The 20,465-nt window shown below is 61.5% G+C and carries 22 protein-coding genes and 4 tRNA genes; 1 reads left to right on the top strand and 25 read right to left on the bottom strand.

Annotated elements, in window-relative coordinates; all coding sequences use genetic code 11:
- Window position 1: 1 nt before the first annotated feature.
- The 18 genes from DW821_RS02980 to DW821_RS02895 form a co-directional block, all read right to left on the bottom strand.
- On the bottom strand, window positions 2–721 hold the full coding sequence (locus DW821_RS02980; RefSeq protein WP_118065478.1) for a zinc ribbon domain-containing protein: 720 nt from the start codon (window positions 719–721) through the stop codon (window positions 2–4).
- Entirely contained in the window at window positions 718–1,527 is an 810-nt protein-coding gene (locus DW821_RS02975; protein WP_118065476.1) for a Nif3-like dinuclear metal center hexameric protein, read from the bottom strand. Before DW821_RS02975 ends, DW821_RS02980 begins: the two co-directional genes overlap by 4 nt.
- Window positions 1,524–2,702 carry a cysteine desulfurase family protein gene (locus DW821_RS02970; protein ID WP_118065474.1) on the bottom strand — a complete coding sequence of 393 codons (1,179 nt, stop codon included), beginning with the start codon at window positions 2,700–2,702 and terminating at the stop codon, window positions 1,524–1,526. The genes DW821_RS02975 and DW821_RS02970 overlap by 4 nt, the downstream gene beginning before the upstream one ends.
- Window positions 2,703–2,708: 6 nt before the next feature.
- Entirely contained in the window at window positions 2,709–3,380 is a 672-nt protein-coding gene (gene rpe / locus DW821_RS02965; RefSeq protein ID WP_117817346.1) for a ribulose-phosphate 3-epimerase, read from the bottom strand.
- 18 nt (window positions 3,381–3,398) lie between these two features.
- Window positions 3,399–4,406 (bottom strand): NAD(P)H-dependent glycerol-3-phosphate dehydrogenase, encoded by a 1,008-nt coding sequence (locus DW821_RS02960; RefSeq protein WP_118065472.1) that lies wholly within the window; start codon window positions 4,404–4,406, stop codon window positions 3,399–3,401.
- Between the two features lie 9 nt (window positions 4,407–4,415).
- Entirely contained in the window at window positions 4,416–5,099 is a 684-nt protein-coding gene (gene plsY / locus DW821_RS02955) for a glycerol-3-phosphate 1-O-acyltransferase PlsY (protein ID WP_117648522.1), read from the bottom strand.
- Complete coding sequence (gene der, locus DW821_RS02950) at window positions 5,092–6,426, bottom strand: ribosome biogenesis GTPase Der (RefSeq protein WP_117648523.1); 1,335 nt, start codon at window positions 6,424–6,426, stop codon at window positions 5,092–5,094. Before der ends, plsY begins: the two co-directional genes overlap by 8 nt.
- Window positions 6,427–6,436: 10 nt before the next feature.
- Window positions 6,437–7,879, bottom strand: a complete 1,443-nt coding sequence (locus tag DW821_RS02945) for a DUF512 domain-containing protein (protein WP_117637003.1) — start codon at window positions 7,877–7,879, stop codon at window positions 6,437–6,439.
- A gap of 2 nt (window positions 7,880–7,881) precedes the next feature.
- Window positions 7,882–8,781, bottom strand: a complete 900-nt coding sequence (gene ispH, locus DW821_RS02940; RefSeq protein ID WP_117637002.1) for a 4-hydroxy-3-methylbut-2-enyl diphosphate reductase — start codon at window positions 8,779–8,781, stop codon at window positions 7,882–7,884.
- A gap of 2 nt (window positions 8,782–8,783) precedes the next feature.
- Window positions 8,784–9,512, bottom strand: a complete 729-nt coding sequence (locus DW821_RS02935; protein WP_117637001.1) for a lysophospholipid acyltransferase family protein — start codon at window positions 9,510–9,512, stop codon at window positions 8,784–8,786.
- A gap of 3 nt (window positions 9,513–9,515) precedes the next feature.
- The gene (cmk, locus tag DW821_RS02930) at window positions 9,516–10,202 is read right to left on the bottom strand and encodes a (d)CMP kinase (RefSeq protein WP_117637000.1); all 687 of its coding nucleotides are present in this window, start codon (window positions 10,200–10,202) and stop codon (window positions 9,516–9,518) included.
- A gap of 66 nt (window positions 10,203–10,268) precedes the next feature.
- Window positions 10,269–11,198 (bottom strand): pseudouridine synthase, encoded by a 930-nt coding sequence (locus DW821_RS02925; protein WP_199409033.1) that lies wholly within the window; start codon window positions 11,196–11,198, stop codon window positions 10,269–10,271.
- 22 nt (window positions 11,199–11,220) lie between these two features.
- On the bottom strand, window positions 11,221–11,949 hold the full coding sequence (gene scpB, locus DW821_RS02920; protein ID WP_089571912.1) for an SMC-Scp complex subunit ScpB: 729 nt from the start codon (window positions 11,947–11,949) through the stop codon (window positions 11,221–11,223).
- Window positions 11,950–11,960: 11 nt separating this feature from the next.
- Window positions 11,961–12,773: a ScpA family protein gene (locus DW821_RS02915; protein WP_117648525.1), complete on the bottom strand. Its 813-nt coding sequence runs from the start codon at window positions 12,771–12,773 to the stop codon at window positions 11,961–11,963.
- 84 nt (window positions 12,774–12,857) lie between these two features.
- Window positions 12,858–13,541, bottom strand: a complete 684-nt coding sequence (locus DW821_RS02910; RefSeq protein WP_117636997.1) for a site-2 protease family protein — start codon at window positions 13,539–13,541, stop codon at window positions 12,858–12,860.
- Window positions 13,542–13,550: 9 nt separating this feature from the next.
- The gene (locus tag DW821_RS02905) at window positions 13,551–13,847 is read right to left on the bottom strand and encodes a hypothetical protein (protein ID WP_168170409.1); all 297 of its coding nucleotides are present in this window, start codon (window positions 13,845–13,847) and stop codon (window positions 13,551–13,553) included.
- Entirely contained in the window at window positions 13,834–15,867 is a 2,034-nt protein-coding gene (locus DW821_RS02900; protein ID WP_118065470.1) for an ABC-F family ATP-binding cassette domain-containing protein, read from the bottom strand. Before DW821_RS02900 ends, DW821_RS02905 begins: the two co-directional genes overlap by 14 nt.
- 75 nt (window positions 15,868–15,942) lie before the next feature.
- Window positions 15,943–16,015: transfer RNA gene (locus DW821_RS02895), tRNA-Ala, on the bottom strand.
- A gap of 617 nt (window positions 16,016–16,632) precedes the next feature.
- Here DW821_RS02895 and DW821_RS02890 point away from each other — a divergent pair.
- A tRNA-Ile gene (locus DW821_RS02890) sits at window positions 16,633–16,708 on the top strand.
- A gap of 209 nt (window positions 16,709–16,917) precedes the next feature.
- Here DW821_RS02890 and DW821_RS02885 read toward each other — a convergent pair.
- The 7 genes from DW821_RS02885 to DW821_RS02855 form a co-directional block, all read right to left on the bottom strand.
- Window positions 16,918–16,990 (bottom strand) — tRNA-Ala (locus tag DW821_RS02885).
- A 335-nt stretch (window positions 16,991–17,325) separates the two neighbouring features.
- Entirely contained in the window at window positions 17,326–18,480 is a 1,155-nt protein-coding gene (locus DW821_RS02880) for a hypothetical protein (RefSeq protein WP_117636995.1), read from the bottom strand.
- A 370-nt stretch (window positions 18,481–18,850) separates the two neighbouring features.
- Window positions 18,851–18,925: transfer RNA gene (locus DW821_RS02875), tRNA-Val, on the bottom strand.
- Between the two features lie 138 nt (window positions 18,926–19,063).
- A complete protein-coding gene (locus tag DW821_RS10420; protein ID WP_369831351.1) occupies window positions 19,064–19,213 on the bottom strand; it encodes a DUF3825 domain-containing protein in 150 nt (49 codons plus the stop codon).
- 12 nt (window positions 19,214–19,225) lie between these two features.
- Window positions 19,226–19,426 carry a hypothetical protein gene (locus DW821_RS10225; protein ID WP_199584263.1) on the bottom strand — a complete coding sequence of 67 codons (201 nt, stop codon included), beginning with the start codon at window positions 19,424–19,426 and terminating at the stop codon, window positions 19,226–19,228.
- Window positions 19,427–19,727: 301 nt separating this feature from the next.
- A complete protein-coding gene (locus DW821_RS02860) occupies window positions 19,728–20,036 on the bottom strand; it encodes a type II toxin-antitoxin system RelE/ParE family toxin (protein ID WP_147327731.1) in 309 nt (102 codons plus the stop codon).
- Window positions 20,037–20,038: 2 nt separating this feature from the next.
- Window positions 20,039–20,407, bottom strand: coding sequence for a hypothetical protein (locus DW821_RS02855; protein WP_117636992.1), 369 nt, complete (start codon window positions 20,405–20,407; stop codon window positions 20,039–20,041).
- Between the last annotated feature and the right edge of the window lie 58 nt (window positions 20,408–20,465).

The following is a 20,465-nucleotide window of genomic DNA, read 5'->3' as shown; positions in this document are numbered from 1 at the left end:
TTTAGGCTTCCTTGTTGGGAAGCACCAGCAGGCGGTGGCAGTACGGGCAATGCGTAATCTCACTACCGTCGTGGTTGAGGTCGCTCATGGACGACGCCTGCAGCGCGGTGTGGCAGACCGTGGGGATGTTACCCTTGATGGTCTCGACTGCCAGGCCGCGGAACTGCTTGAGCAGACGCTCGTAATCGGTGAGTACGTCGGTCGGCAGCGTGGCGGCAAGCGCGGTGCGCTCCTTGGTGGCGGCATCAATCTGAGCCTGGAGGTCGGTGGCCTTGGCGCGGGCGGCCTTGGTATCGGCCTTCACGCCCTCCTCGAACTTGGCGATGATGGCCTGCGCACGGGCCTCGCGGTCGAGCGCCTCCTTGTGGGCGACTACGACGTCCTTGCGGGTGTGCTCGATCTTGTCCAGACGCTTGGCCAGGGTGGCGAGCTCGTTCTCCAGGTCCTGAACCTCGCGGTAGTCAGAGCCGTCAACGTGGCGCTTCTTGGCGGCCTCGATGGCGTTATTGGTCTGAATCTCGGTGGTGTTGAGGTCGTCGAGCTCGATATCCAGATCCTTGCGCTGGGCGTAGAGCTTGGTCATCTCGGACTTGAGCTTCACATAGGTCTTGCGCTTGGAAGCGAGCTCCTTGAGCTCCGGCATATTGGCAAGTTCGCTCTTGTTGCGGGCGAGCTCCAAATCGATCTGTTGCAGCTTGAGTAGCGTAGCGCCGGCGCTCATAAGTTCTCTCCTTTTGTCACAGTCCACCATTGGCAAGGGTTCAGTATTTTAATCGCATGACGGGGGTCGACCCCGGCGTCAACTGCAGAGTTCATCAATATATCAACGAACGGCTCCTCGGAGCGGTCATGGCCGAGCAAAACCACTGGCAGCCCGCGCAAGGCAAGGTCTTGCGCCACGTGGTAGCCCGCCTCGCCCGTCACGACAACATCCGCACCGGCGGCAATGGCAAGCTCTCCAAAGTCACCCAGGGAGCCGCCCAGAATGGCAACGGTCCGGCACGGGTAATCGGCCTCGCCCCAAACACGGGGGTCGCTGCCAAACGCCGTGGCGGCGCGCGTGGCAAGGTCGCGCAGCGTGCGCGGTTCGTTGAGCGTTGCTAACGCGCCCAGGCCGCAGGCCTCGGGGTCGTCCACATGCTCCAACGAGCTCATGGGCTCAGCGCCCAGCAGCTCACTCAGGCGAACGCGCGCTTCGTGCGAGCGGTCCAGGTTGGTGTGAAGCGAGATGATGCTCACGCCGCAACGAGCTGCCTCGTACAGCGCCGCACTGCACTGGGGACGCGTCGCGCTGGGCGGGCAAAAGGCCTCGGGCGCCTTGATATAGATGGGATGATGCGTCAGCAGCACGTTGGCGCCGGCTTCCAAGGCGCGCTGCACGTTGGCCTCGGTAGCGTCGAGCGCGCAGGCCACGCCGCGGATCTCGTCGTCGGGGTCGCCTACGGATAAGCCTACGTGGTCCCAGGGTTCGGCGTCAGTCTTGGGATAGCGTGCCAGCAGCGCACGCTCGAGTTCGGCGACGATCATGCGGCACCTACGATTGAGAGCAGCGTCTGGGCAAAGTTGTCCAGATCGTCCGGATTCACGCGGTCATCGAAGGAGATGCGCAGTGCGCCCAACGCCTGCTCGCGGCCAATGCCCATGGCGCTGAGCACATGGCTCGGGTCCATGCTTCCGCTCGAGCAGGCAGAACCGGCCGAAACCTCAAAGCCGGCGGCATCGAGCTTGATGATGAGCTCCTCGGAGTCCATGCCATCAACGTAGATCGACACCATACCCGGCAAACGATCCGCCTGCGCGTAGTCGCCCATGGTGGCGTGAATGCGCGGATGGGCCGTAAACGTGGCGTAGAGCTTATCGGAAAGGGCTTGCAGCGTCGCACGCTCCTGGGCCACATGGGGCGCCAGCGTGCGGGCGGCAGCGGCAAAGGCGAGCTGCGTGCGCAGGTCCTGCGTGCCGGCGCGACGTCCGGCTTCCTGTCCGCCGCCAAAGATGCGGGGGCGCAGCGGCGCGCGGTTCTTAAGGTAGAGCGCGCCGGATGCCACGGGACCACCGATCTTATGCGCGGCAACGGACATGGCATCGACGCCCAGTTCGGTGACATCGAGCGGAATATGCAAGTAGCCCTGGATGGCATCGGTGTGGAACAGGGCGCCCACGGTATGCGCGGCCGCGGCAAGCTCGCGGATGGGCTGCACCACGCCGGTCTCGTTGTTGGCAACCATGATGCTCACGAGCGCCACGTCGTCGCCTAGCAGCTCGACAAGCGTGGCAGGCTCAATGTAGCCCGCGCGGCAGGGCTGCACCAGGTCGACGGTAAAGCCGGCGGCACGCAGCAGCGGCAGGTTGTCCAGAATCGAATCGTGCTCGATGGCAGATGCGATCACGCGGTTACGCTTGCGATCGCGCTGACGAGCGCCCTCGGCAAGACCGAGCAGCGCCAGCTGGTTGGCTTCGGTGCCGCCGTTGGTCAGAACAATCTCGGACGGGCGGACGCGTGCGCCAAAGCTATGGGCGATCTCGCGACGTGCAACCTCCAGACGCGCGGCGGCCTTGCGGCCGAGCGAATGCAGCGAGTTGGGGTTGACGCCGGCAAGCTCGCTGTCATCGTACTCGCGCTGCGCAAGGAGCGCCTCGGCGCGCATGGGCGTCGAGGCGGCATAGTCAAGATTCACGGGTATGCGGTTTTGACCTGCGGTCATAAGGGTTTATGCCTCCTGTGCGGCCTCGTTGCCCAGCTTCTGCAGCAGCGCAACCTCGGCAGCGGGATCTTCGGACTTAAATACGGCGGAGCCGGCCACGAGCACGTTGGCGCCGGCCTTGACGACCTCGGCGATGTTCTTGGAAGAGATACCGCCGTCGACCTCGATCAGGGGCGACACGCCGTGGCGCTCGCACATGGCCTTGAGCTCGTGAAGCTTTGCGATGGTGCCCGGGATAAAGCTCTGGCCGCCAAAGCCCGGGTTCACGCTCATGAGCAGCACCATATCGACGACGTCGATGATGCTCTCGAGCACGCACACGGGGGTGGCGGGGTTGAGCACCACGCCGGCCTTGACGCCGAGCTGCTGCAGATGCGTGAGCGTGCGGTGCAGGTGCGTGGAAGCCTCGTAGTGCACGGTGATCATGTCGGCACCGGCGTCGGCGTACCAATCGACCGTCTCGTCGGGGTTCGTCACCATGAGGTGCGCGTCGACCGGTACATCGGTGGAGCGCTTGACGGCCTTAAGGATGTCAACGCCAAAGGTGAGGTTGCCGGTAAAGTGACCGTCCATAACGTCGAAGTGCACGTAGTCGGCACCGGCGATCTTGTCGAGTTCGCCCTTGAGGTTGGCCATGTCGGCCGAAAGGACAGACGGAGCGATTTTAATGGAACCCATGGTAGAAGCCTTTCTGCGCTAGTCGGTGAGTCCGTAGAACTCTTGAGAAGGGACGCGATCGGTGAGAATCTCGAGCGCCCTATCCAAAGTAACACCGTTGTAGAGCGTTTGCTCCACGGCAAAGGTGAGCGGAATGTCTACGCCCAGTGAACGGGCAAGCTCACTGACGCTGCGGGCCGCGACGGCGCCCTCGACCACCATATGCGTACGTGCCTGGTACTCGTCGAGCGAGACGCCGTGGGCAAACTCGTAGCCAAAGGTGCGGTTGCGCGAATGCTCGGAGGTGCAGGTGGCAATGAGGTCACCCATGCCGGCAAGACCCATGCAGGTCATGGCTTGACCGCCGCGGGCGTGAACCAGACGGCTGATCTCGGCCAGGCCGCGCGTCATGATGAGGGCGAGCGTGTTGTCGCCCGCGCCGAAGCCGGCGGAGATGCCGCACACGATGGCGATGACGTTTTTCATAGCGCCGCAAACCTCGACACCGGTCATATCCTGCGACAGGTAGATGCGGAAGGCCGTGGACAGCAGCAGCTCCTTAAAGGTCTCCCCTACCTGCGCATCTTTGCTGGCGATGACGGCGGCAGAAAGCCCGCCACGGCAGATCTCCTCGGCATGGTTGGGGCCCGAGAGGGCCGCCACACGCCGCTCGTTGCCGATCTCGCTGGCGATGACCTCACTCATAAGCAGGCCGGATTCGGGCTCAATACCCTTGGTGAGGCAGAGTGCCGGGGTGTCGGCGGCGATGAAGGGTGCTGCCTGATGGCATACGCTGCGCAGGTGCGTGGAGGGCACGGCAAAGATGATGGCCTCGGCGCCGTCGAGCGCCTGCGACAGGTCCGTGGCGGCGACAACGTTGCCGGGCAGCTCGTAGTCCACCAGATACCGGGGATTGCGGTGCTCGGCATTGATGCCGGTGGCCGTTTGCTCGCTGTGGGCCCACATGGTCACGCGCTCGGCTCGCTCGGCGGCGAGGCCGGCGACGGCGGTTCCCCAGGAGCCGGAGCCAATCAGCGCAACATTCATGACTCTCTCCTACTTATCGTCGGGCTCGGTGACGCGCTTGGTAAACGAGAGCTTGGACTCCTTACCGGCCATGAGCTTTTGGATATTCGAGCGATGGGCCCACACCACGGTGATACCGATCATCGCCATGCAGAACTTGAGGCCTAGGCTGCTGTACGGAAAGACCGCGCAAGCAGCGATAGGAAGTCCGATGGCTGCGGCAAGCGAACCCACTGACACATACTTGGTGATGGCGACGGCTACGATAAACATGCCCAGCAGCGACAGGCCAATAGGCCAGTACCAGGCGAGGATGACACCCAGACCAACTGCGATACCCTTGCCGCCATGGAAGTTAAGGTAGGGCGAGAAGATATGGCCCCACACGGCTGCCAGGCAGACGACGCCAAGCATCCAGTCGCCGGCGGCGCCGGGGGCCATGATGCTCACGGGGAAGCCATAGCCCACGCTCGCGATGAGCGGGCGCGCGATAAGGACACAGATGGCGCCCTTAAGGCAGTCGAGCAGCAGGGTGAGCGCGGCCACCCTGGGGCCGGCCACGCGCAGGGCGTTGGTGGTGCCGATGTTGCCGGAACCCGCCTTGCGAATGTCGGTGTGGTTGAACACGCGGCCCAGGATCAGGCCAAACGGAATCGCCCCGATAAAGAACGAGACCACGGCGCAGATGGCGGTCAGCAGAATCGGATTATGCATCCTTTTGCTCCTTCTTCCTAAAGAAGAGTCGAATGGGCGTGCCGGCAAAGTCGAAGGTCGAGCGCATGCGGTTCTCTACGTAGCGCTGGTAGGTGTCGTTGACCAGGTCGCTGTGGTTGACGAAGAACGTAAACGTCGGCGGGTTGACGCCCGTTTGGGTCACGTAGTGCATACGCAGGCGGCGCTTGCCGTCCACCACGGTATGGCCAAACTCGCGCAGGTCGGTGAGGAACGTGTTGAGGCGCGAGGTGCTGATCTTTTGCGAGCGTGTCTTTTCGGCGGCGTCGACCATCGCCCAGATCTTCTCGACGCTGCGGCCAGTGAGGGCAGAGATGCGCAGGTACTGGGCCCAGGGAGCCATGACGCCCAGACGGCGGTCGATGGTCTCCATGCAGGCCTCGCGCTTACGGTCGTCGTCGAGCAGGTCCCACTTGTTGAGCAGCACAACGATGGCACAGCCGCGCTCGATGGCAAGACCCATGACCTTCTGGTCCTGTTCGGTAACGCCCACGGAGGCGTCGACGACGAGCAGCGCCACGTCGGCGCGGTCGATGGCGCGCAGGCCGCGGACCATCGAGTAGTACTCGATGTTCTCGTACACGGTGCTCTTCTTGCGGATGCCCGCGGTGTCGACCATGCGGTAGTGCTTGCCGTTGCGCTCCACGACGGTGTCGATGGCGTCGCGCGTGGTGCCGGCAATGTTGGACACGATAGAGCGGTCGGCGCCCAGGATGCGGTTGAACAGCGAGGACTTACCGGCGTTGGGGCGGCCGATGATGGCCACGTTCAGCGCATCGGGGAACTCAGCGGCGACCTCGTCCTCTTCCTCCGGAAGCAGGGCCACGATATCGTCGAGCAGGTCGCCCGTGCCGTGGCCATGCAGGGCCGAGAGGGGCGTGGGCTCACCGATGCCGAGCGAATAGAACTCCCAGATGCTGTCGTTCTCGCGTTCGGGGTTGTCGAGCTTGTTCACCAGCAGAAAGACCGGCTTGTCGCAGCGCTTGAGCATGCGAGCGACCGACTCGTCCTCCTCGGTGACGCCGGTGCGGCCGTCGACCACAAACAGGATGACGGCGGCTTCCTCGGCGGCGGCGAGGGCCTGGTCGCGGATAGACGTGGCAAAGACGTCGTCGCTCTTGAGCGGCTCGATACCGCCCGTGTCGACGATGGTGAACTCGCGGCCGTTCCAATCGGCCGTGTGATACGAGCGGTCGCGAGTAACGCCGCGGGACTCATGGACGATGGCGTCCGAGGTCTGGGCCAGGCGGTTAACGAGCGTGGACTTGCCCACGTTGGGGCGTCCGACGACGGCGACGATAGGTTTCATCTGCACTCCTTTAATGGGTAGGGTCAGTGGAAATGTTAGAGTCCGCGGGCACAATGCCAAGGATATGCTCCAGGGTATCGAGCAGCTCATGCGGCATGGTCGATACCACATGGACCTCGGCGCCGCGACTGGTAAGGCTTGCGAGTAAATCGTCACGATGATACTCGTCAAGCGTCATGCCGTCAGCGTTGAACATGAGCTTAGGCACAAAGAGCATAACCCCCGACAGATCTTGGGGCAGCTGCTCCAGAATGTCACACGCGACGATGAGGCCGGTTACGTCCACGTTGCCACCAAAGTAGCGGTTTTTGATGGCCGTGACAGTGCCGGCGAGACCATGCGGCGACTCCACAAAGCGCGCCACGGTGTCGCGCGCGCTGGCGCCGGAGAGGCACAGCAGGTGCTGGCTGCGGGCGGCGATGGCCTCGCGGACGCGGGCCAGTCGCTCGGCATCGGTAGCCAGCACGTCGTCGGTCTCGTCTAGATACGAGCGGATCATGCCGATGCCGTCGTAGTACTGCGGGTAACCGTCGTAAAAGTCTGCCTCGGGAGGATCGATGCCGGCGTCCAGATAGAACTCGTCGCTCATCTGGAAGGTGTGGCGGCCAAAGCGCTCGAAGGCACGGTCCTGGTAGGGACGGATCATGGCAATGGTCTCGCGCGCTAGCTCGGGCTTGTCGCTGTAGGAACAGCTAAAACGGTTCTGATGCTTGGTAAAGCCGAGCGGCACGATGCCCAGGCTTGTGATTTGCTCGTGCTCCTCGCAAAAGCGCAGGGTCTTTTCCAGCTCCTCGCCGTCGTTCATGCCGGGGCACAGCACAATCTGCGCATGAATCTCGATGCCGGCGGCCATGATTGCCTCGAGCACGTCCATGCCACGTTGGGCGTTGCGGCCCATCATGCGGCGGCGGACGTCGGGGCTCACGGCGTGGACCGACACGTTCATGGGGCTCATGTTGCGTTGGATGACGTTTTGCACGTCCTCGTCGGAGAGGTTCGTGAGCGTGACAAAGTTGCCCTGCAAAAAGCTCAGGCGGTAGTCGTCATCGCGAATATAGAGCGTGGAGCGGCCGCCCTTGGGCAGCATGGTCATAAAGCAGAACACGCAGGCGTTGACGCAGGTACGCATGCCGTCGAAGATGGGGCCATCGAACTCCAAACCCCAATCCTCGCCGGGAAAGCGGTCGAGCTCGACGGGGGCGACGGTGCCGTCGCGCGGGTCGAAAACCTCGAGGTCGACGGTATCATCGTCGGCCTCCCAGAGCCACACGATCATGTCGGTGAGCGCCTCGCCGTTGACCGTGAGCACGCGCATGCCCGGCTCGATACCCACATCCCACGCGGGCGATTCGGGACGCACGTTCTTTACGAGCGCGCCCTCACCCGGCTCGGGGTCGCGGCTGCGCCCGTAATCGGCCACCTCGGCGGCATATGCGGGTACGGTCTGGTCCATGGTTAGCGGCAAAGCTCCTTGATGCGCGCGACGGCGCGCTCGATGTGTTCTTGCGGGGTGGAGGCTCCGGCAGTGATGCCGATGTGGTGAGCGTCGGTAAACCACGCGGCCTGGAGCTCGGAAGCTTCCTCGATGTGATGCGTGTGCTCGCAGGCGACTGCGCAAATCTGAGCCAGGCGGCGGGTATTGCCCGAGTTCTTGCCGCCCACGACGACCATGCAGTCGCAGCGGTTGGCAAGTGTGGCTGCTGCCTGTTGGCGTTCGCTCGTGGCGGCGCAGATGGTGTTGATCACACGCAGCTCCTGCACGCGCGGGGTGATACTCGCCACGACCTCGGCGAGGTTCTGCGCGGTCTGGGTGGTCTGCACGACGAGACCCACCTTGCCCTTGAGCGACAAGGCGTTGGCGTCGGCGGCACAGCTCACGACCTGCGCGTCATTACCGGCGTGGCCCAGGATGCCCTCGACCTCGGGGTGGCCCGGCTCGCCCACGACGATCACGCGGTAGCCTTCGCGTACCAGGCGCTCGGCGGCCACGTGGACCTTCTTGACGTAAGGGCAGGTGGCGTCGACGACGTTAAGGTCACGCTCGCGAGCGGCATCGATCACCTGCGGCACCACGCCGTGGGCGCGGATGATCACGGTGCCCGATGCGGCGTCGTCCAGGGTCTCTGCCAGACCAACGCCTGCCTCAGCAAGCTCGCGCACCACGATGGGGTTATGGATGAGCGGACCCAAGGTATGGACCTGATTGCACTCCCCTGCCTGCGGCGCAGCGGCCAGCGCCATATCGAGTGCACGCTGTACGCCGTAGCAAGTGCCGGCGTGGGCGGCGATCTCGATGGTAGGCGCGGTTGCCTGGTCGGACGCGGTCACGGCAGTGTTCGTCACGTTCTCGCTCATGGCTAGAACCTGCCCGGATGCTCGGCGCACAGCTCGTCTCGCATGGCGTAGACGCGGTTCATGGCCTCGGACTCAAACCAAGTCAGGCGCTCCGTACGCTTAAGCCCGGCCGGCGCGTCCGAAAGCGCGACGGCCTTGCCGGCACGAATCCAGCACTTCTTGGGACGCATGAGCTTTTTGCCTGCGGGCGTGATGTCGGACCAGCCGCAGATGGCGAGCGGGTTGACGGGCGCCTTGCCCATCTGAGCGATGAGCGCAAAGCCGCCGTGGACCTCTGGCTTGATCTCGCGCGAGCGGATGCGCGTGCCCTCGGGGAAGATCAGGACGTCCTCGCCGCGCTGCAGCGCATGCTGGGCGGCGCGCAGGCACTTCATATCGGCAGTACCGCGCTCCACGGGGATGCCGCCAACGCGGCTAAAAGCCCAGCGCACAATCTTGCTCTTGGCGAACTCGGACTTAAAGATAGGGCGAATGCGGCGGCCGCCAAAGAACAGCGCCGTCTCCACGGCCAAGAGCTCAGCCATCGAGGTGTGGTTGCAGATGACCACGCTGCCGCGGCCTTCCTGGCGCTCAAACAGCAGGTCGGCGTCCTCGACCTTCCAACGCCACATGAGCTTGGAGAAGGCCCACAGAATAGCCATGACCACCACGACGGTGCCGCGGATGAGCGCCGGGAACTCGGCGTAGGGGGCGTTGTAGTAATCCTCGGGCGTCTGTTTAAACAGGCGCATGGGCTACCTCCTTTGGTTGATGAGGTCCTCGATAATGCGGACGACCTCATCGATGGTGTGGGCGGTGGAGTCGACGTGCACGGCGTCCGGGGCGGGCACGAGCGGGGCGACCTCGCGGCTGCTGTCAAGCTTGTCGCGCTGCTTGAGGGCGTCGAGGGTCTCGTCGACTTCGGCCTCGAGTTGCGCGGGCGTGAGCGGCTGGGCGTCGTTTTGGTGACGCTGCAGCACGCGGCGGCGGGCGCGCTCGCGCGGGTCGGCGGTCAGGAAGACCTTGACCTGCGCGTTGGGGAACACGACGGTTCCGATGTCGCGACCCTCGGCCACGATATCGCGGTCCTCGGCGGCGCGGCGCTGGTGGATGAGCATGGCGGCGCGCACGCCCGGATAGGCCGATACCTTGGACACGTTGGCGTCGACCTGCGGGGTGCGGATGGCGGCCGAAGCGTCCTGGCCGTCAATGGTCAGGCGCGTGTCCTCGCCGGTACCGTTGGTAAAGCGAATCTCGATCTGCTCGGCGAGGGCGTCGATAGCCGCCTCGTCGTCCAGATCGATGCCGCGGTCGAGCGCGGCGAAGGTGACGGCGCGATACATGGCGCCCGTGTCGAGCTTATTAAAGCCCAGCTGGCGGGCGATTTCCTTGGCGATGGTGGACTTGCCGGAACCGGCGGGGCCGTCGATGGCGACGATCATGCAATGCTTCCTTTCGATGGTTGACGTGCTGGTATGGTTCGCGGGTGCTGGGGCGCGGCGGGTTGCCTAGCCTGTGTAGCGCTCGCGGTAGGTGTTGCGCTTGGGTGCGGAGCCGTGGCTGCCGTGGTGACGCGTGCGGCTGGCGGGCGTGTCTTGGGGCTTGCCGCCGTTGCTCTTGGCGCTCGCCTGCTTGGGCGGGATGCCGCCGGCCTTGAGGATCTGCACCTCGCGGTCGGTGAGCTCGCGCCACGAGCCCTTGGCCACGCCCTCGAGCTCAAGGCCGGCAAAGTTGCAGCGATGCAGGCGGATTACCGGATGGTGGATCTTGCTCAGCATGCGCTTGACCTGGTTCTTGCGCCCCTCGCGGATGATGATCTCCACGGCGGTGGTACCGGGCTTGACGCCTTGTGGAGCCACGGCCACGGCCTCGCGCGCGTTGATGACGCGGCAGATTGCCGGCTGGCACAGGCCGTCGTCGAGCTCGATGCCACGGCGGAGCGGGTCTAGATCGTGGTCGGACAGCTGGCCGTCAACGAGTGCCTGGTAGGTCTTATAGACATGCTTGCTGGGGTGCAGCAGGTCCTGCGACAGGTCGCCGTCGGTGGTAAAGAGCAAAAGGCCTGTGGTGTCGCGGTCCAGGCGGCCCACCGGGAAAAGTCCCGGAAAGCGGCCGCGGGGGACCAGGTCGGCCACGCAAGGGCGCTCCTGAGGGTCGCTCATGGTGGTGAGGTAGCCCGTCGGCTTATAGAGCATCAGGTACACGGCGCCCTGGTTGAGCTTGACGGGCATGCCATCGACCTCGATATGGTCGCAGTCGACGTCGACCTTGGTGCCCAGCTCGGTCGCGACCTCGCCGTTGACGGTCACGCGGCCGGCGGTCATTAGGTCCTCCGAGCCACGGCGGCTCGCCACGCCCGCGCGCGCCAAAAAGCGCTGCAGGCGCATGGTGTGCGGATAGACGGGCTGTGCGTCGGTTGCGGGTACTGCGTTGCCCATGGCGCGCGTCTCCCCTACTTCGTTAGTCCTCGTCATGCAAATCCTCCGAGGTCTCGTCGACGACCAGGGTTTCCAAGTCCTCGACTGCCTCAACATCTTCAACATCGGTATCGAGCAGTTCGCGCTCTTCGTCCAGGTCCTCGGCCTGCTCCTCGAGCGTGGACTGAATGCTGCGGCCGCTCAGGCGCTCGCGGATAAACTGGCGCGATTGCTCGTCGGGGGCAAACTGCTCCAGATCGGGCAGGTCGCGGGTGGAGCGCAGACCGAACTTTTCCAAGAAGGCGTTGGTCGTGCCGTAGATGATCGCCTGACCGCGCTGGGGGTCGCGGCCGAGCTCGCGCACCAGACCCTTGTCGACGAGCGACGCGATGACGCCGTCGGAGTTGACGCCGCGGATGCCCTTGACCACCTCGCGCGTCACGGGCTGGTGGTATGCGATGACGGCCAGGGTTTCGAGCGCCGCCTGCGACAGCTTTTGCGTGTCCCAGCTCAGCACGTAGGCCTCGACCACGTCATGGTAGGCGGGATGCGTGAACAGGCGCCAGCCGCCGGCGACCTCGCGCAGCTGAAAGCCGCGGTTGGCCTCCTCGTACTCAACCTTGAGCTCGGCGAGCAGCGACGCGCACTCGCCGGGGGCGATATCCAGCGCGCCTGCCAGCGCGGGCGCGCTCACCGGGTCGCTCGACACCAGCAGCAGCGCCTCGAGGGCGCCTTTGAGGCTGTTTGCCTCCAGCGTTGAAAGGGTTGACATGGTTGCCGCTCCTATTCGGTGAGCTCGGGGCCCTCGCCGGGCACGTATGCCTCGGCGCCCTCGACGCGGTTGATTTGAATGGTTCCAAAGATCTCGTCCTGGCTCAGCGTGAGCGAGCCGCGCTTGGCGAGCTCGAGCATGGCCAGAAAGGTAACGACGAGCTGCTCGGTGGTGGCATCGCCGTCCAACAGCTCGCGGAAGGTGCAGGTTTGGTGCGCCATGGTAAAGCGGTCGACTGAGGCCACGGTCAGGTCGAGCGGCACGCGATGCGGTGCCACGTGCTCGGCCTCCAGCAAGAAGGTCTGTCGCTTGCCGTCCAGGTCGGCACAGATGACGGCCAGACCGCGCAGGGTGATGCCGGCCAGGTAGTCGGGCATGAGCCCCAGGAACTCGGGGTCGGGGCCGGCCACACGCGGGTGCATGCGGCTTTCGGCCTGCATGCGGGCACCGAGGGCCGCAGCCGCGCCTTTAAACTGCTTGTAGGCGATCAGGCGCTGGATCAGGACCTCGCGTAGGGCGTCGCCGTCGAGCGTGCTGAGCTCCTCAAGGTCTTCGTCGAACTCGTCATCGTCGTCATCAGCTTTGCGCGGGGCTTCCTGCGGCACCAGCGAGGCGGCCTTGATGTCCAAAAGGGTTGCCGCGACCAGCAAAAAGTCGCTCGCCACGTCCAGGTCCAACGCCTCGATGCGCTCGGCCTCGGCAAGGTACTGCTCGGCCACCTCGCTGATGGAGATAGCGCCGATATCAACTTTTTGGCGGGTAACCAGCTGCAGCAGCAGGTCGAACGGTCCGCTGTAGACCTGCGTCGACACGCGATACGACATCTTCGACCTCCTTTGACGGCGCCTTCGCGGCGCGGTTTGGGTGCATGTTTCGACCGTTTTGCACGGTCGAACTGTAAGTTTACCTTAGATGCCGGCGATTGCGAAGTTGAGCAGCTGCTCGGCAAGCGGATACACGGTAACGTCGAAATAACGGCCGATCACGTCGATGCCGGTCCACATGGGCAGCAGGTACAGCACCAGGATGAGGATGGGCATGGCGTATTGCTGCAGGCGGTAGTAGTTGGCGAGCGCCTTGCCCTTGAGGAAGGGCACGATGATCGACGAGCCGTCGAGCGGCGGGATCGGGATGAGGTTGAAGAACGCGAGTGACAGGTTGACTACGATGAACGTGGCGCCGAAGTTCATGATCTGCGATGCCACGGCAAAGGACATGCTGGTGTAGAGGTTGCCATAGGTCAGGCGCATGAGGGCGGCAGCAAGACACGCGAGTGCGATGTTCGATGCGGGGCCGGCTACGCTCACCAGGACCTCGTCGCGCTTGGGGTGCTTGAGGTTGTTGAGGTAGACGGGCACAGGTTTGGCAAAGGCGAATACGGGACCGCCGGCGGCAAGCATAAGCAGCGGCAGGATGATGGTGCCAAACGGGTCGATATGGTTGAGCGGGTTGAGCGACACGCGGCCGCGCGAACTCGCCGTCTTATCGCCGAGCGCCCAGGCCGCGGCGGCGTGCGCGCTCTCGTGGATCACGATGCCCACGATGACGGCGACGGCACTGGCGAGCAGGTTCATGATGTAGCTGCTGGACATGGCGCTCCCCTAGCGGACGCGGCGCGAAGCGCGCGTGAGCAGGTAGTCAATTACAAACAGGATCACAGCGACGATGGCGTAATCCAGGCGGAAGACGCCGCCAAAGGGCGAGGTGATGACGCCGTAGCCGGCGATGGCGCTCGGCAGCGCGCGAGAAAGCTCGACGACAAAGCCGACAATCTGCAGCTTGGCGGTGAGGCCACTAAAGCACAGCAGCACAGTCATCGCGCTCATAAAGATGCCGCAGATGCGACAGGCGATGGCGATGATGCTCATCGCCACGGCAGCGGCCTTACGAGAGTTCACGCGCGGTCTCCTCTTCGATCTGGGTGGAAAGCTCCAGCCATTCGTCCTCGAGCTTGGGTAGCTCTTGCTTAAGGCCGTTATATTCCCCCAGCGCGGCGTTGAACTTGTCTTGATCGGCATAAAGCTCTTCGCTTGCCATCAATTCCATAAGCTCGTCATAGCGGGCGCGCTTTTTATCGAGCTCCGTCTCGATCTTCTTGAGCTGGTTGCGCACGCCCTTGAGCTTTTTGTTGAGCGCGGCGCGGGCCTGGGCCTCGGCGCGCTTTTGCTCCTTGGTCTTTTTGCCCTCGGCAGGCTTGGAAGCAGCGGCGGGCGTATCGGGCTGGGCTGCGGTGACCTTGGCGGACTTGGCCGTGGCCGGAGCACTCTCCCCTGCCGCCTCGGCAGCGGCGCGGGCTGCCAGGTCCTCCCGCTTGTAGAGGTAGTAGTCGTAGTCGCCGTCATAGACCGTGACCTTGCCGTCGCGGATGTCGATCACGCGGTTGGCAACGGCGCGCACCAGGTGCTCGTCGTGGCTGATCAGCACGATGGTGCCGGGGAAGTTTTGCAGGGCGTTTTCGAGCATGTCCACCGAGTCGATGTCTAGGTGGTTGGTGGGCTCGTCCAGGCACAGGAGCGCCTCGGGGGCCACGAGCATCTTGGCGAGCGCCAGACGCGCCTTTTCTCCGCCGGAGAGGACGCGTACCTGCTTCTCGATGGAATCGTTGTCACTAAACAGGAAGGCGCCCAGCAGGCTGCGCTGCTGCGGCACGGTCCACTTGGGCGTGACGGTGTCGATCTCTTGCAGGACGGTGTTGGACTCGGTCATGCCCTCGAGCGCGTGCTGGGCGTAATAGGCCACGCCCACGTTGGTGCCCAGGTCGCGGGTGCCGGTGGTGGGCGGCTCCAGGCCGGCGAGGATCTTCATGAGCGTGGACTTGCCGGCACCGTTGGGGCCGACGAGCGCCACATGCTCGCCGCGGTAGAGCTTGAGGTCGATGTCGCTGTAGATGTGCTTGTCGCCGTAGGACTTGGACACACCCTCGAGGCCCACGACCATATCGCCGGAGCGCGGTGGGTTGGGGAACTTAAAGTCGATGTGCTTGTGGCCCTCGGGCAGGATGACGAGCTCCTTTTTGATCTGCTCGATCTTGCGGATGCGCTCTTGGGCCTGGGCGGCCTTGGTGGGCTTGTAGCGGAACTTGTCGACGAAGACCTGCATGTGGGCGATGTCGCGCTCCTGGGCGGCGCGCTTGGCGCGCATCTGCTCAAGGTTGTCCTCGCGCTGCTTGAGGTAGCTGCTGTAGTTGCCGGTGTAAGTGGTCACGCGACGGTTTTCGAGCGCGGCGACGTGGTCGACGCAGGCGTCCATAAAGGCGCGGTCGTGGCTGACGATGAGGACGGCGCCGTCGTAGTTGGCGATAAAGCCGCGCAGCCACTGGACACTTTCGAGATCCAGGTGGTTGGTGGGCTCGTCCAGCAGCAGTAGATCGGGGTGGCGCAGGAAGAGCTTGGCGAGCGCGATGCGCATCTGCCAGCCGCCCGAGAACTCGGAGCACGGGCGCTCAAAGTCGGTGACCTTAAAGCCAAGGCCGGACAGGATCTTGCGGGCGTTGCTCTCGAGCTCGTAGCCGCCCAGGCGCTCAAAGCGGTCCTGGACCTGGCCGTACTCGTTAAGGAGCGCGTCGACGTCCTTGCCCTGCTCGGAGAGCTCGGTGATCTGGGCCTGCAGCTCGTTAGCGCGCTCGCCCATGCGGCGGATTTCCTTGGCGGCGGCCATGACCTCGGCGAGGATGGCGGTGTCCTTGTGCTCCAGATTAGTTTCCTGCTCTAGGTAGCCCACCTGGCAGTCCTTGGCGTACTGGACCTGGCCGGCGTCTGGGCTGTCGATGCCCATGATGATCTTGAGCATGGTGGTTTTGCCGGCGCCGTTGGGTCCCACGAGCGCGAAGCGCTCGCCGGGGTTGATCTGGAAGGACGCGCCACTAAAGAGGACGCGTGCGCCGAAGCTTTTTTCGATCTTGTCGACCAGGAGGATCATGCTGCCGCCTTTGACCTTGTGTGCCTATATGAAAAAAGGCCCCAACTTGCGTTGGAGCCTCATTCAATGCTCGGGTGGAGACGAGGGGGATCGAACCCCTGACCTCTTGACTGCCAGTCAAGCGCTCTCCCAGCTGAGCTACGCCCCCGTGCGAAGAAGTACTATACGGGAACTCGGACCACGATGCAAGGACAATTTTGGAAAAATTTTCGCGAGTGTCGGCGCGCACGGGACCGCGCCAGCCCGCGGGGCGCCTGGCCCCCGCACGGCCCGTACGCCGGCCGACTTGGCGCGTGGAACACGACGCGCCCCGTTCAACAGGGTTTTCCGTGCGCCGCCAGTCCCATTATCGGGTCCGATTGCGAAGCGCCCCTCCCCAGCGCCTCAGAACCATGCCGGTTTACTACGATAAATCAGGAATGTCCAACCGCGCACGCCTTTTCGTGCAACCGGCGGGCTACCTACCTGCGGTTTTGCAAACGGAGAACACACGGTGCTCGGGGGTCGCCGATTCGTCGTAGTAAACCTGCATGGTTTTGAAATGGCATCAGGTTGATTTCACGCAAAAGTGTGTTGGAGCCCTGAATTAAAGGCCTTAAATTTTTAGATCGCGTCTTTTCTGCGACGCGCCTAGAATTGCTGTTGGTTAGCATCGGACTTGATCTTGCGTTGTGCGACTTGCTCGTGCATGGTAGTATTTCACGTCGTGAAGCGAAGAAATTAGGTCTGAGTTGCCTTTGTTAGAATTGCATTCACCGTTCATAAGGGCTCTTGGCGCAACGGTTAGCGCAGGGGACTCATAATCCCTGGGTTCTGGGTTCGAATCCCGGAGGGCCCACCAGAGAGTTTTAAGGCCGGGCATTACGCCTGGCCTCTTTGTTATTGGCGCTGCGGACTAGCTTTGCCATCCACAGACGTAAAGTTATTAACATTCATATTCATGATTAACAATGGATATGTAGCCAAGATGCTGCCCAGCCAACAGATGTGTAAATCGATTGATATGAAAATAGGCCCCAACTTGCGTTGGAGCCTCATTCAATGCTCGGGTGGAGACGAGGGGGATCGAACCCCTGACCTCTTGACTGCCAGTCAAGCGCTCTCCCAGCTGAGCTACGCCCCCGTGCGAAGAAGTACTATACGGTAACTCCCCAGCCGATGCAAGGACAATTTTGAACAATTTTGCGGCGCGTGGAACGGGTGTGGGGCCGAAAGGACCCACGATGCCCGATCCATCCTGTCGCTTCAAAAACAGATCGGTTTACTACGCTGATTCCCGGATTTCCGACCTCTCGCTTACTTTCGCATAACGGGTAGGCGATCTACCTGCGGTTTTACGAGCGGCGAATTCGGTGTGCTCAGCCACCCTCAATCCAACGTAGTAAACCGGCATGGTTTTAAAATGGCACTTAATTACTAACAGCATATAAAGTATTAAAATTGCTCACATTGAAATTATTACTTACCAATACCAAGCCAATTGCACAGAACGTTGGCCCGCAATCTGGTTTCAGCGCATCTCATCGCCTCGGTTTTTGGTTTGTAGCACAACTCCAATCGCTCACACACACTGTGAATGATGGCATCAAGCTGATCGTGATCATTGAGCATGTCATGGGTTACAAGAAATACGTCGTATCCCATGCTTTGCAATGCTGTCATTCGGGTGGCATCGTGGTCAAGCACAGCGCCCGATCCATGAATAACCTCACCTTGAAGTTCGATAATCACGGCCTTCATTGTTATTGGGTTTACGATGACGATATCGCCGTAACAGATTTTCTGACCTGCGATTATCCGAGCTGAATTTGACAGCGGTGTTAGGTCGTTGACGAATATGTTTTTAAACTCCGCTCCGCCGGCACGCCTCGGATGACTTAGCAACATGATTCCAGCAACTTCTAGCGGGGATGCAGCAATACCCATTACCTGCTGTGCGGCTTCGCAGAATTGCTTTCCCCACATCTCGCCCTTAACCTTCGCCGCAAATCTATGTAATTCTTCTATTTCAATAAGAGGCCTTCTCATCCAAAGCGATGTGCCCTTTCCGTTAGTTTTATTTCCGAATCCGTCATCCCGCTGTCCACTTTGATCATTCTCGCTGTCCTTCTGGTGCACCCGAGCATAGACTCGCTTCCATGGGGCCTCGTCTTGGGTTTCGTCTAGTTCAAACAGACTTTCTGTGGTGTACTGCTCTTCTTCTGATTTTGCCTGCTCAAGTGCCATGTCAACCGCGGGCGATGGTTTAAAAACCGAGAACCATCCGCAAAATTCGTACATAGCCAGAACCAGATCGCATGAAGAAACGCTTCGAGTCATGGTGAATAGCGTATTAAGAGGGTCTGTGACGCTAAAGCCCATGCCCGTGTCGATGGAAACCTTCTCCGTATAGGCGTTGTTCCATCGGATGGTCCGTCTTGTCTTGGAATGCAGGTTGCTTCGTGTTGATGCTGCTGTGATGACTGGCGTCTTGAGAACTTCGGTTACAAAAGGGGCTTGGGATAGAGCTCGCCAGCCATCTTCGGAGCTAGGTAAGCGCGGGTAGAGGTCGCGCACCTGCGGTGGGCAGCGCCAATAGTGGAATGCAGTGTTTGCGCAGACGATTTCGTCCATTTGCGCCTCCCCTGGTTTCGGCCGCGGGCCGTGCGGATTGCGGGCATGGCCGATTATCTACTGGGGCATCATGCGGGTAAGTACGGGAAGCTGACCAAACACTGACCAAAAGCTTGACGCAATTCGTTGAAAAGCCGCCATAGGCATGAACGAGCTGGTACAAGCTGTGAGCCAGCGGTCTCTGTCTCCACAATTGCACATAGATTACGCAGGGAATTCAATGAATGAACGCAGACGAATTATTCAAAACGCGCAATGACGACACCTAAGGTGAACTGCGTAACATATAACGCCTTAGGTAACTTCGCTTCGATTTTAGTGTCAAAAAGAAAAAGGCCAGAGGCTTAACACCTCTGACCTGAGCTTTAGATGGTGGGCGATACAAGATTCGAACTTGTGACCCCATCCGTGTGAAGGATATGCTCTACCCCTGAGCCAATCGCCCGTCGCCTTTCGGCAAAAGAGATACTAACATAGCCGTGCGCGGTTTACCAAGAACTTTTTGCCCTCGATTATAAATTCGTGCGCGTAAGTCAAGCCAAAGCAGCCAAGTCACCCAACAAACCAGCAGGTAAAAAGCCCTTTATCGCTTTATCCACGAGGTCTCGGGCCGGCAAATAAGTCGCGCGGTGTTGTAGGCCATGTCGAGCGTAAGGCAGGTGCGCGCGGCATAGAAGCCATCCTCGTGCTGGATGGCTAGCGCCAGCTCGGGCTTGTTGACGGTCAGGTACAGCGGCAGCAGTAGCTAGATCCGGCCGCCGTAGAACTGCGCACCCGCTAGCACGGACTCGACGCGTCCGAGCTTGAGCGCAGCCCGGTCCACTGCGGCGTCGGTCGTATAACAGCGTCCGATCGTCATGAGCATGCTATGCAGGCTCATGACGGCCGCGGCCATGGTCCCGAGCGATCTAGAATCATCGAGCACCAACGACGCGACCGCCATCATGAGTTCTCCAAGAGCCTGAGTGCGTTGGGCATGTCCGCAATAGTTGACTGAATGGCTTCGTCGATCAAGGCGATGCTGTCCAGATCATCGGGTAAAGTACGGGGTGCTTTCGGCACGATAGGGTCGGTTGCGTCTGCTGTACAGTTGTCAAAAGTCATGCTTTCAGGATAATTGCTGCAACAACTATCAGGGCATGTCGTTGCATTTAACGTTTTCATCACGCCGTCCTTCTGCTGACTGAATACGAGCGTTTAACCCGGGCATTTCGACCATGCAACCTAAATTGATATTCTTGAGGCAATCAATCATCGCTGTCCAAGCGTCTAGATGTCAGGTCGAAAACCTTGACCTTGTCCCTTGCGCCTATTGCGATGATTTGAACTACTTCGACGTGCCCGTCGCGGATGCGATAAATTACGCGAATGCCATCAGTACGAAACTTAAGTTCCCTACAACCTGCAAGAAGACCCGAAAGCGGCTTGCCAATTTCATCGGCCCGAAGTGCAAGGCGCGCAATACCTTTGTCCGCCATAGCGCGAACCGAGCCATCGAGTGACAGATACTCTTTCTCGGCAGTCTTGTCGTAAAACTCAACCTTAAACCTAGCCACGCTCACTCGAACAGCTCCTCGTCGGAAATGGGATCGGTTGCCTCGGCTTCTAGCATGGCCTCGAACCTCTCACGTCCCACGGTATCGGAGAACGGAATGCCCTTGCGATTCGAATCAGTGTCGCCCTGCGCGAGCCTTGCAGCGGCTATAGCGTGCAGGCGCTCCTCTCGGAGCTGTTCGAGTTCGACCGCCATCGCTTCGAACTCGTCGAAGCCAACGATAACAGTATCGATGCCATCGTTCCTGTCTGAGACAAATTGCGGTTCTCTTCGAGCGCGACGTCTCGCTTCGCCAAAATTTTTGCTTGCCTGCGTCGAAGTCAGCACCTGTTCGCGTCCGAAAACGAGTTTCTTGTCTATCACGGCAACCATAGCAACCTCCTTTAAAATCTGTCTCTAATACGTATTATTGTTTAATTTAAATACGTAC

This window comes from Collinsella sp. AM33-4BH, from assembly GCF_003469205.1.
GTDB lineage: Bacteria > Actinomycetota > Coriobacteriia > Coriobacteriales > Coriobacteriaceae > Collinsella.
This window is presented reverse-complemented; position numbering and strand designations above follow the sequence as displayed.